Consider the following 12,307-nt stretch of genomic DNA (forward strand, 5'->3'; position numbering starts at 1 on the left):
CTGGGATTTTTTTTACTGCCATCGCCTTAAAAATTGTATACACTCGAACTAAGTTTGACCAACAGGAACGATAATGCGCTTTACCCAATTAACAACAAAAATAAAATATAGCCTCGTCAGCTGCGCTATCATAACGGCGCTTAGTGGATGTAATAATAACGATACAACAAAATCTACTGTCGAACCGACTAGCCAAAGTGCTAGTGCAAGTCGCGTATCGATTAATAAAACTGTTGATTTATATACTAAAAACTTCATGCTGCAACAGCCCGGTTTAGCAACGTCTTTAGGGCTTTCGCAACAGATTGCTGGTCATTATCAAGATAAGTGGCCTGACTACTCGCCAGAGGGCATGTTTAAACTACAAACCACAATGGCTGATTCATTAAAAAGTTTGCAACAATACAAGCTTACTAGTTTGAATGATCAAGACCGTCTTCATCTTGAAGTAAACCAAGTAATTGCTAATTATTATTTGGGCGATACCCGATTTAATGCAGGTTATATTGATACTTGGGGTGGTCACTTACCTTATATCGTAAGCCAAATTGCTGGGCCGCTGATTGATATCCCCAAAATATTGCAAGATCAGCACGTGATTGCAAATCAGCAAGATGTTGAAGATTATCTAACTCGCCTGTCTGGTTTTGTTGGCGTCATTGCTGATGTAAAACGTAAAGTATTGGCTGATGCGAAAACTGGCGTTATTTTACCAAAAGCACTCTTTCCGAATACCTTGGGTTATTTAACCAATTACATTGCAATGCCTGCGTCTGAGCACGCACTTGTGACTAATCTTGCCAATAAGATGCAAGGGGTTGAACTAAGCACTGAGCAGCGCGAATCATATCTTGCTCAAGCAACAGAAATTGTCACTAATCAGCTTTATCCTGCCTTTGCTGACATTAAAGCCACCATGCAAACACTTGAAAAACAAGCGCCGCTCGCTGATGGTATTTGGGCTCAGCCAAAAGGTGCTGATTTTTATCAGCATGAGATTTTATATTTGGCAGATTCAACCTTAAGTGCCGAACAAATTCATCAAATTGGTTTGAATGAAGTTAAACGGATTAGCTCGCAAATGGACAGTATTCTAAAAGCACAAGGGATGAGCGAAGGCACTGTTGGAGAGCGAATGGCAAAGTTAGGTGAAATGCCTGAGTTTATCTATGCCGACTCCGATGAAGGTAGAGCTAAACTGCTTGATGATTTAAACAGTGAAATCGAAAAAGTTATGGCAAAGGCGCCAAGCTTATTCGCCACTATTCCAACTTATGATGTCACCGTAAAACGTATTCCTGTTGTATCACAAGATGGTGCGCCTGGCGGGTTTTATAATCCACCAGCACTTGATGGCTCTCGTGCCGGTGAGTTTTCAATTAATCTTAAAGATATGAAAGCTCAGCCTAGCTTTAGTTTAAAAACACTGACTTATCATGAGGCGGTACCGGGTCATCATTTTCAAATATCACTCAATATGGAACAGCAAGATATTGGCATTATGCGCCAAAATGGCCAATTTAATGCCTATGTTGAAGGATGGGCCTTGTATTCTGAGCAAGTTGCATTTGAGATGGGCATGTATGAGGGGGATCCTTGGGGCAATTTAGGACGCTTACAAGCAGAGGTGTACCGTGCAGCGCGTTTAGTCGTTGATACTGGCTTACACTTTAAACGTTGGCCGCGTCAAAAGGCGATTGAGTATTTTCATCAAGCAACGGGTACTGCAATGAGTGACGTTGAGGCTGCTATTGACCGTTACATGGCATGGCCTGGCCAAGCACTTGGTTATAAACTAGGAATGTTGAAAATTCTTGAGCTACGTGAAAAAGCCAAACAGCAACTAGGGGATAAGTTCGATATTAAAGCATTCCATGATTTGGTGCTTTTACCGGGCGCAAGACCTTTAACTATTTTAGAAAGTGACGTTAAACGTTGGGTTGCTAAACAATTACCAAGTAAGCAATAAATCACTTAGTGAAGAGTAACCCAAGCGTTAGAGTTTAAGTAATAAAAAAGGATCTGATTTCAGATCCTTTTTTATTTAAAGAAAAACCCTTCATAGGTTACTTTTTAGCTTTTTTCTTCAGCTTCTTTTTCGCCTTGATTTTAACTGGGTCTTTTTTCTTTTTCGCTGGTGGCTTGGCTTCTTTATGTTGCGCTTCAAGCCCTTTTATATTGCGACGTTTTAAGTTTTGCTCAGTGTAACGCTCAATCTTTTTCAAAATACCTACGTCGTGCGCTTCAACTAAAGAGATTGCGACCCCTTTTTTACCAGCACGGCCAGTTCGGCCAATACGGTGCACATAAATATCAGCAGTGCGAGGCATATCGTAGTTTATAACATGGCTAATATCGGTGACATCAATACCACGGGCTGCAACATCGGTTGCCACTAAAATATTAGCTCTGCCAGATTGAAAGTTTGCCATCGCTGCCATGCGTTTATCTTGTGGCATTTCACCGCGTAACCACGCTGTTTTGATGTCGCGTGCCACTAATAAACCAACCAACTCTTCAAGCTTCTCACGTGTTTTTACAAACACGATGGCTTTGCTCATGTCTTCGGCTTTTAAAATCGCTTCAAGTAAATCAAGTTTATGGTTGCGAGAATCAGCTAAATGCACCCATTGCAAAATTTTACCTTGTTCTTTACGCGAACTTTCAGCCTCAAGTAGTGCTGGATCGTTTAAAATGGTGTCAGCGAAACGCTCAACACTGTCACCTTCAAGCGTTGCTGAAAATAAGAAACATTGACGGCGATTCGTTGCTTCATCACAGATTTTCATCATTTCACTGCGAAAGCCCATGTCGAGCATGCGGTCAGCTTCATCTAAAATTAAAATTTCAACATTTTCGGCATGAAACTCTTCAGTTTTCATGTAGTCCATTAAGCGACCTGGAGTCGCGATTAAGATGTCGTTATTTTTTTCAAAAATGTCTTTATGGCTGCCGTAGTTAATACCACCTGTTACTACACCAATTTTTAAGTGGGTATTGGCCGCAAACAGCACACATTGCTCGTGAATTTGATACGCTAACTCACGAGTTGGAGTCATAATTAATACGCGCGCAAAACCAGGGTCTCGACGTGGAAAATCAAGCAAATACTGGATAGAAGGCAACAAGAATGCCGCCGTTTTACCTGTGCCCGTAGGGGCAGAGGCTAGAATATCACGACCCGCCATCGCTTCAGGAATGGCTAGTTGTTGAATGCTAGTAGGTGTTTTATAACCTGCTTTATCAATCGCATTGAGAATTTTTTTATCAAGATCCAAATCGGCAAATTGCATAAGACATCATAAATAAAGGACAATTAGGTGTTATTATACTTGGCTTGGCGCGTTATACCAATCGTAATATTTGAGTAAAGGCAATACAACTTGATGGGATTTCAATTTAAACAGTTTTATGTGGCGCACAGTGATGTGGCAATGAAGGTTGGAACGGATGGTATTTTGCTTGGTGCATGGGCAGATGTTCAAAGTGCTCAATCGGTACTCGACATTGGTGCCGGTAGCGGACTAATCAGTTTGATGCTCAAGCAGCGCAGCCCTTTCATAAGTATCACTGCGATTGAAATCGACGCAAAAGCGGCTTTGCAAGCTAAATCAAATATTGCCCATAGCCAGTGGCCTGATATTAAAGTGATTGAGCATGATATCCTGACTTATACATCTGCGCAGCCATTTGATTTAGTTGTTTCAAACCCACCGTTTTTTCAGCGCAGCTTAAAGGGTCCTAATGAGGCAAGAAATACCGCCCGCCATACCGACAGTTTAAGCTTTGCAGGGTTATTTGATGCGTTTAATCGGCTAAGTACCCTCGATGCCAAACTAGCATTAGTATTACCCGCCGAGAGCTTGGACCAAATAAGCACATTAGTCACCAAGTATGGCTTTTGCCTAAGCCGCATCACTTATGTAAAAACCACACTGACAAAACCCGCCAAAAGAGTGTTGATAGAAGTGAGTAAACTAGAACAAATATGCTTAGAGAGCGAACTGATCATTCATCAAGGTGATGGCTATCACCCTGATTATATTCAGTTATGTAAAGGTTTTTATTTGAAAATGTAAAAGATAAATTTGTTTCTGTTTCTGTTTCTGTTTCTGTTTCTGTTATGGTAGATTAATTACTCGAAAATAATAAACTAAAATCAAGGGATTGAAATAGATGAATTTTGCTCATCGAATATTGCCTGTCATTTTATCAGCGGTCTTTTTGCAGGGCTGTGGTGGTTCTTCGGATAAATCAGCACCACCGACTCCGCCACCAACGCCACCGGTAGTAAAAAACTTTGCTATAAATGGTTATGCCATAAAAGGACCGTTGCAACATGCAACGGTCAATGTTTTTGCATTAGATAGTACTAAAGCAGACTTTAAAGGGCGCTTAATTACATCGGGTAGTACTAATGAATTGGCGGCATTTAGCAATATTCAAGTCAGCGAGCCATTGAGTGACTTTTACCTTATAGAAGTATTAAGCAATGACAAAACAATCGATATTACCACTGGTCAACAGCCTGTTTTACCTCAGCTTTATTCAATTTTAAGAGCAGAGCAGCTTACAGCCAGCACGGCAATTAATGCTACGCCACTGACCACAGTCATAAGCCAATTAGCTAATCAGTATGCATTAAAAGGTAACGCTGTTGATGAGGCTTTATTAAAAGCAACCGAGCTGGTAGGAGCCAAACTCAACTTTGGCTTAGCAACTACAAATAACCCATTTACTGATGTACCTTTATTATCAAGTGCTTCGTCTGATCTGACAGCTTTGCTGAGTCATCGCGTGCAAAGTGAAGCTATTGCAGCCTTACTAGAGTTTATTAGCACTAATGCAGGGGTTAATGTGAGCAAAAGCTTACAATTAGTAATCGCTGATTATTCGGGGCAGTTATCTCAATTTGATGCTCAATTAGTCTCGCGTTACCAAGCTGCTATAGAGCAAGCCCCCATCCCGCATTTGGTTGTCACTCACTCCGACAAGGATGGTGACTCTACGACTCAAGATCCATTTAGTTTGAATGACATCAAGTCATTGCTGGTGCAAGAGCAGATACTGTTAAATTCTGGGCTAGATACGTCAGTATTGAGTGATTTAATCGGAAACTTTACTCCTAAAACGTTAGGTTTGGATACCGATACGGATGGTTTTCCAAATCAAATTGATTTAGATGACGATAACGATGGTGTTTTTGATGAGGACGATGCATTTCCATTAGACTCAACCGAAACAATTGATACCGATAATGATGGCATTGGTAATAATGCCGATACTGACGATGATAACGATGGAGTACTTGATGCGGACGATGCCTTTCCATTGGATGCCACAGAATCTGTTGATACTGATTTAGATGGGATTGGTAATAATGCCGATACCGACGACGATAACGATGGCGTTCCTGATTCTAACGATGTCTTTCCATTGAATGCCACAGAATCTGTTGATACTGATTTAGATGGGATTGGTAATAATGCCGATACCGACGATGATAACGACGGTGTGCTTGATGCCGATGATGCCTTTCCTCTTGATGCAAGCGAATCAAAAGACAGTGATAATGATGGGGTTGGCGATAATGCCGATGCGTTTCCAAATGATGGCACCGAAACACTCGATACCGATAAAGATGGTATTGGTAATAATGCCGATACTGACGATGATAACGACGGTGTACCAGACGATGAAGACGACTTACCGTTAGATCCAACTGAAACCGTAGATACCGATAAAGATGGTATCGGTAATAAGGCCGATACAGATGATGATAACGATGGCACTCTCGACATAGATGATAGTTATCCACTTGATAATAATTGTTACTTAAATACAGATGGCGAAGCGGGTAGCTGTTACTTGACTTTGCTCGGTAATAACCCAAGTCATATTATTCAAGCGCGTGACGATGAATATTTTTATAGCCTCAACTATAGAACAGATGATCCTGCTACGAGTTTTAGTCGGATATTACTGCAAAACAAAACCAATCAGCATTTTAGTGTGATTCATCAATCAGAATATGTACTTGCTAATTTGGTCTATCATGCAGGGCACAATAAAGTCTACTTTACTGAAAAAACTGCAGACTTAGCACAAATGATTTACTCCGTCGACGAGAGCTATCAAGTGCTTCCTTTTCATGAAGTCATTTTTGAGGATATTTACTATCCAGATTATAAAGCCCCACCATATATTGAAAGCTTAGTGAGTTCTGGACCTCTTTTAGCTGTAAATAAATGGATAGTACCAAGTTATAGCTCTTTTTTTGAGTGGCAGGTGCTTCAAAATGAAGATAATTATTACCCTATGGGAGGGTATGCATTACTATCAAAAAATGCGCAAATCGTGGCAAAGAGTTATGATGGTAAAAAAGCCGATCCCTACCCAAGTTACGAGCGCTTTGTACCTTCTCCTATTGATTCACAATCTGTTTACTCTGTTACAGGTAAAGGCTTCGGTGGTGTACATCGAGAAAACTCTGCGATTAATCGGTACGTTGTACTTGTTGATAACGATAATGTTCAGATAAAAGCAGCACTGAGTATTGATGAAAGTTTTGTTGAGTATGGGTTGTTAAATATGTGCATCCCCCCTTTTCCAATTCAAATTTCTGATGATGGCAAAGAATTAACAAATTTAATTGACGGGAAGATATTTTCTGCAGGGACATTAGTGCAACAAGGTCGTTATAAGCATAAGTTTACTGATAACATATTAGGCAGCAGAATTATTTCGAGTGACTCAAATGCAACTATAGTAGCTATTTCGGGCTATTGTGGTAAAGCAGATATACATAAAATTGATAAGCAAGGCCGTGTCATCGCCAAGAAAAACTTTGGTGATGATTATATTTCATTAGCTTCAGCTAAAGGTGACTCTGTTTCGGTTGTATATCACTCTAAAGGTCGATATTTTTTTGAAGAGTTTGAATTTACTTCCGATAGTGATTTAGATGGCATACTCAATGAAGAAGATGCATTCCCGTTAGATGCAGCGGCGTCAGTAGATACCGACCAAGACGGTTACCCCGATTATTGGAATGCAGATAAAAGCCAAGCAGATTCAACTACAAGGTTAAAGCTTGATGAGTTTCCGACCGAATATCTGTGTTGGCACAGCACACAAGGTACCAATGGTGTGTGTGACTACGCCAAAAGTAGTTATGGTGATCCTCATTATGGTGCTCCTAACGAAATTGTCAGTGCTGGCGATAGAGTCTATTTACTTTACTCTAAAGTGATATTGGTATGGTCACTGGCCGAGCAGCGCTTTTTAACACCAATCTATTTTAAAAGCGATGCACCTTTCTCATTCAAGGTGGCACATATTGCCTATTCCGATACATTACAGCGGTTATATCTCGCCTCTGAATTGGGTGAAATAAACTATATTGATGTTTCTAACCCAGAAGCTCAGCTGGTTGCCTTTTATCAGTTCAATACACCAGTTAACGCAATGAAAATGCTCAATAATACTTTGGCTGTTGAAACTAGCGCATTGCAATTACTTAATGTAGATGCAGTATTAACCAATCCCAAGGTTAAACCTCGTATTTCTTTAAGCTTAAGCACTTGGTCAGCTAAAAACCACACTTTATATCTTGATGCTAAACACTTTATTATCATAGAGCCACAAAGCGGCGCGATTATCGAGGATAAAAGCATTGGTTTTAAAAAACCATACGACAGCCCTTACTTGCCAGGGCTTTATACCGCTTTTAATTATTTAGTGAATTCAAACGCTGAAAAATTCTCATTAACTTCGGGTCAGGCACTTGGTAAGTTGTCGGAAGAGTTTAAACGAAAGCTAAAACAGAGTATTTCAATCAGTAATCGTTTATTTGCCGTTGAGGTGCAGGATTATGCAGCTCGCTTAGTGAGTTGGGATGAATTAACGGAGACGTTTATTGTCCAAAGCACTTGGAAGAAAAAAACTACATTAGTGCCTTACTTAAATAGTTTGGTTATTGTCAGTTACAATAGCAAAACAAATACCCTCGATTTTGACTATCAGTTTAGTACCGATGCCGATAACGATGGGCTGCCTGCTTGGTGGGAGTTGCAATATCAATTAAATGATAGTGATGCTAGTGATGCTTTGCAAGATAATGATAATGATGGTTTAAATAACTTGGCTGAGTTTAAACAAGGGACTCACCCCGCATTAGCTGATACTGATAGCGATGGCTTGAATGATGGTAATGAGCTGCAATATGCGGCATCCCCTCTGTTAGCCGATACCGATTATGATGGTTTAACCGACGAACAAGAAATTAATCAATACCAAACTCAAGCTAATTCGTCCGACTCTGATAATGATGGTTTGTCGGATTTTGCCGAAGTTACTCTTCATTTTAGTAACCCAAATAATGCAGATAGTGATGGTGATGGCATGAGCGATGGTTATGAAATTACCCATCAGCTTGATGTCAATGCTAATGATGCTGGTCAGGATTTAGATGCTGATGGCCTATCAAACAAAGAAGAAGCCGTACTTGGGACCTCACCTAGATTAGCTGATACTGATGGCGATGGGCTATCGGATTACGATGAAATTAAAACCTATCTGACATCGGCCGTTTTATTTGATACAGACGGTGATCGTTTAGGTGATGGGTGGGAGCTTAATAACCAATTTAACCCACTCGATAGTCAAGATGGTCATGCGGATGCGGATGCGGATGGTTTTTCTAATGCGCAGGAGTTTTATTTAAATACTGATTTGTTGGATGGCACTGATGTGCCACAGCAATTACCTTGGGCTATGTATGGTGCTAATGCCAATAAAACTAACTTTACCTTGCAGTATATTGATACCACAAAAGTTAGGCCGCTATGGCAGCAGTCATTTTTCAGGGACGTTAGAACTGATATCCGACAATTGCTAGTTCAAGATAACAACGTATATGCAATGGTTCATGATTACAATCGCTCGCGCCATGATAATTCATTTGGATCTTTATATGTGCTTGATGCTGTTACTGGAAATGAATTAAGGTCAAAAAAAGAATCCTATCTTTTGACCTTGCCAATTTTACATAATGATAAGTTATTTTATACAAATGATAGTCTTTCATATGGCCCATGGGGGCCCATACCTCCCAGTAGAGTCTTCAACATAGAAGACTTAAGTGGCGTTAGAGAATTTTCTCACAATACTGGTTCTTATATTTCCAAATCACCTAATGAGTCCACGGTTATTGCTTATAAAAATCAAGTGCGTATTACCGGATATTCTTGGGAAGTTGTTTATAATACCGATACTCAAGCATTAACTGGTGAGTCAGATGATATTGATAAATCTTTGGAAAGTAAGTTGCAGGTTGTAGCAAACGATACAGTGATAGTAACAGAAAAAAATACCATGAAAGGCTACCATTATTTAACTCATGAGTTGCTATTTGATGTTGCACTTAACGATCCGATAAAGTTAGTAACGCATAGTCGTGATCAGGCTTTAATTATTCAAACCGATAAACAATTGTTACGTTTTAATTTAAATACTCTATCTACTGGTTGGGTGATTAATGATTTTAAAGTTTCAGACTTCGACCCGCCTCGATCTTTAAGCCATGCGATGGGGTATATTTATGCTTATAAAGATGATTTTTTAGTCCAAATTGATGAATTAAGTGGTCAAGTGATGTGGCAGGTTGATGTTTCTGCTAATTCTTCAAATATTGTTAATGCTTCTGATAATTCTTCAAATATTGTTGTGGGGCTTAATAAAGTGATTGTTGCGAGTAGAACAGAAACCTTTATTATTGATATCAACGATCAGTCAGTTGTCACTTTACCAAGCGGTGGCGATCTATTAGCACTTGACAATGGTGTATTATTTATTGCCAAAGGAAGTTTATTGACTGCTTACGCTGTTAATGATCTTTAGCCAATAAATAGCAAAAAAGCCGTGTATTAATTGTTATTAATACACGGCTTTTTTATTTTATCGTTAATAAAAAGAATGTTAGAGGCTTGCTTGATACTGCTCTAAAACTTGTTCTATCCAGGTGGCGATGCGCTCATCACTGAGTTCGTATTGACTGTCTTCGTCAAGTGCTAAACCGACAAATTGGCTGCCATCTGGCGTAAGGGCTTTGGACTTTTCAAATTCGTAATCGCTGCTATTTGGCCAATACCCAATAAAATTCACACCTTGTGGTGCTATTTGGTCATGTAACATGCCAAGGGCATCTTGAAACCATTGGCCGTAACCTTGTTGGTCGCCCATGCCAAATAAGGCGATGGTTTTACCGGCTAAATTAACGTTGTTAATATCATCCCACTTTGACTCCCAATCTTCTTGTAACTCGCCAAAGTCCCATGTGGAAATGCCAAAGATCACAAAATCGTACTGCTCAGCGTTTTTTAATGCAGCGTCTTTAATATTGTGTAACTCTAGGATGTCATCGCCTAGGATATCGCGCATTTTTTCAGCGGCCATTTCGGTGTAGCAGGTAGTTGAGCCATAAAACAAACCAATTTTCATGGTATTTATCACTTCTTTTGGGGTTGTTATGATATGGGGCGCAGTCTAACGCATGAAGAGAATAATTGGTATTCACCACAGCGCAAAGAGGTAAATTAATTGAGCGATGAAAAGGCAGTGTTTACTGATCCTCACGGTTTTTTAGAGCAATTTTTAGAGGCTATTTGGTTAGAACAAGGGGTGAGTGAAAATACGCTTGCTGCGTATAGAACCGATTTAACAAAGTTTGCTGAGTTTATTTTACCCAAAGGGTTAATAGAGGTTGAACAGCAAGATGTGCAGTATTATTTGGCGCACCGGCTCGACAACGGCTTCAAACCGCGCAGCACAGCTCGTACAGTCAGTGCGCTAAAGCGATTTTATCAATATTATTTACGCGAAAAACAGCTCAGTACCAACCCAATGACCCATATTGGTCAGCCAAAAGCAGGGCAAAGTTTGCCCAAAACATTATCAGAGGAAGAAGTGGGGCGGCTATTAGATGCTCCCGACTTAGAAGAGCCAATTGGGCTTCGTGATAAAGCGATGTTGGAATTATTGTATGCCACTGGCTTGCGTGTCAGTGAGTTGGTTGGGCTGCGAATTGAGCAAATAAACTTGCGCCAAGCGGTTGTTTTTGTTAAAGGTAAAGGGAACAAGGAGCGGCTTGTACCTATGGGGGAAGAGGCGCTCGATTGCATTGAGCGTTTTATCAAAGAAGGGCGGCCACAACTGATAAAACATGCCACTGATTTTGTCTTTCCCTCTAAACGAGGCATTGGCATGACACGGCAAACCTTTTGGCATAGGATAAAGCATTATGCACTGGTTGCAGGGATAGAATCTGAATTATCTCCTCATACTTTGCGCCATGCTTTTGCTACTCATTTGATTAATCACGGCGCAGATTTACGTGTTGTACAAATGATGCTTGGGCATAGCGATTTGTCTACCACGCAAATTTATACCCATGTCGCTAAAGAAAGGTTAAAATCGCTCCATCAAGCGCATCATCCCAGAGCGTAATGGAATTAATTAGGCTGTGAGTCGGTCTTAGTAGATAGCAATAATTTTAAAGAGAATGATATGAAAAAATTAATACTGGCTTTAGCTTTGGCGTCATTTGGTTCGATGGCCACACCAAGTGTGGTTGGAAGTGATGAAGTCGCACAAGTAAATCCAATAGTGGCCAAGTTTCAAGGACTAGGCTTAACAGTTAAAGATATCAAACCTAGCCCAATTGCGGGTTTAAAAGAACTAATTACCGACAAAGGTGTAATGTATGCCAGTGAAAACGGTCAGTTTTTAATTCAAGGTACGCTGATTGATTTAGACAATCGCGTTAATTTAACTGAACAAGCATTAAGCGGAGTTCGTAAAGAAGGTGTTGCACAATACGCTGATTCAATGATTGTGTATAAAGCGCCTGAAGAAAAGCATCAAATCACCGTATTTACCGATATTACCTGTGGCTATTGCCGTAAATTACACCGTGAGATCCAAGATTATTTAGATGCAGGGATCACTGTGCGTTATTTAGCATTCCCACGTGGTGGCATGAGCAGTGAAGGTTATAACGATTTAATGAATGTTTGGTGTGCAAGTGACAAACTAAAAGCGCTAACGGACGCAAAATCAGGCGAGAAAGTAGCTAAAGTTGAAAATTGTAATGCACCAGTGGGCGAGCATTATCAATTAGGGCAAAGTTTTGGTATCAATGGTACGCCGGCCATTATTTTAGAAGATGGTACGCTTATTCCAGGTTACCAACCAGCTGCGGCATTAAAAGCGCAATTAGACACCATGAATTAAGGTGGTTTTAATGTTA

Annotated in this window: 7 protein-coding genes; 5 read left to right on the forward strand and 2 right to left on the reverse strand. The window is 40.2% G+C overall.

Annotation, left to right across the window (positions count from 1 at the left end):
* Positions 1–73 precede the first annotated feature (73 nt).
* Positions 74–1,969: a DUF885 domain-containing protein gene (locus PTUN_RS04575; RefSeq protein ID WP_040643926.1), complete on the forward strand. Its 1,896-nt coding sequence runs from the start codon at positions 74–76 to the stop codon at positions 1,967–1,969.
* 97 nt (positions 1,970–2,066) lie between these two features.
* On the opposite strand, the gene srmB is transcribed toward PTUN_RS04575, so the two are convergent.
* Positions 2,067–3,293 carry an ATP-dependent RNA helicase SrmB gene (srmB, locus tag PTUN_RS04580; protein WP_009838533.1) on the reverse strand — a complete coding sequence of 409 codons (1,227 nt, stop codon included), beginning with the start codon at positions 3,291–3,293 and terminating at the stop codon, positions 2,067–2,069.
* A gap of 93 nt (positions 3,294–3,386) precedes the next feature.
* Here srmB and PTUN_RS04585 point away from each other — a divergent pair, with 93 nt between their 5' ends.
* Both PTUN_RS04585 and PTUN_RS04590 read left to right on the forward strand, forming a co-directional pair.
* Complete coding sequence (locus tag PTUN_RS04585) at positions 3,387–4,079, forward strand: tRNA1(Val) (adenine(37)-N6)-methyltransferase (RefSeq protein WP_009838534.1); 693 nt, start codon at positions 3,387–3,389, stop codon at positions 4,077–4,079.
* Positions 4,080–4,176: 97 nt separating this feature from the next.
* Positions 4,177–9,900, forward strand: coding sequence for an outer membrane protein assembly factor BamB family protein (locus PTUN_RS04590; protein WP_009838535.1), 5,724 nt, complete (start codon positions 4,177–4,179; stop codon positions 9,898–9,900).
* 78 nt (positions 9,901–9,978) lie between these two features.
* Here PTUN_RS04590 and fldB read toward each other — a convergent pair whose 3' ends face one another.
* Positions 9,979–10,500, reverse strand: a complete 522-nt coding sequence (gene fldB / locus PTUN_RS04595) for a flavodoxin FldB (RefSeq protein ID WP_009838536.1) — start codon at positions 10,498–10,500, stop codon at positions 9,979–9,981.
* Positions 10,501–10,599: 99 nt separating this feature from the next.
* Here fldB and xerD point away from each other — a divergent pair, with 99 nt between their 5' ends.
* Together xerD and dsbC are read left to right on the forward strand one after the other, a co-directional pair.
* Complete coding sequence (gene xerD / locus PTUN_RS04600; protein WP_009838537.1) at positions 10,600–11,505, forward strand: site-specific tyrosine recombinase XerD; 906 nt, start codon at positions 10,600–10,602, stop codon at positions 11,503–11,505.
* A gap of 60 nt (positions 11,506–11,565) precedes the next feature.
* Entirely contained in the window at positions 11,566–12,291 is a 726-nt protein-coding gene (gene dsbC / locus PTUN_RS04605; protein WP_009838538.1) for a bifunctional protein-disulfide isomerase/oxidoreductase DsbC, read from the forward strand.
* The last annotated feature ends 16 nt before the right edge of the window (positions 12,292–12,307 follow it).

It is taken from the genome of Pseudoalteromonas tunicata (genome assembly GCF_002310815.1).
GTDB classification, from domain to species: Bacteria; Pseudomonadota; Gammaproteobacteria; order Enterobacterales; family Alteromonadaceae; genus Pseudoalteromonas; species Pseudoalteromonas tunicata.

Bases quoted from the DNA above. Each gene is read 5' to 3' on its own strand.
- PTUN_RS04575 (WP_040643926.1), top strand. From the start codon at position 74: ATGCGCTTTACCCAATTAACAACAAAAATAAAATATAGCCTCGTCAGC.
- dsbC (WP_009838538.1), top strand. From the start codon at position 11,566: ATGAAAAAATTAATACTGGCTTTAGCTTTGGCGTCATTTGGTTCGATG.
- PTUN_RS04590 (WP_009838535.1), top strand. From the start codon at position 4,177: ATGAATTTTGCTCATCGAATATTGCCTGTCATTTTATCAGCGGTCTTT.
- PTUN_RS04585 (WP_009838534.1), top strand. From the start codon at position 3,387: ATGGGATTTCAATTTAAACAGTTTTATGTGGCGCACAGTGATGTGGCA.
- srmB (WP_009838533.1), bottom strand. From the start codon at position 3,293: ATGCAATTTGCCGATTTGGATCTTGATAAAAAAATTCTCAATGCGATT.
- fldB (WP_009838536.1), bottom strand. From the start codon at position 10,500: ATGAAAATTGGTTTGTTTTATGGCTCAACTACCTGCTACACCGAAATG.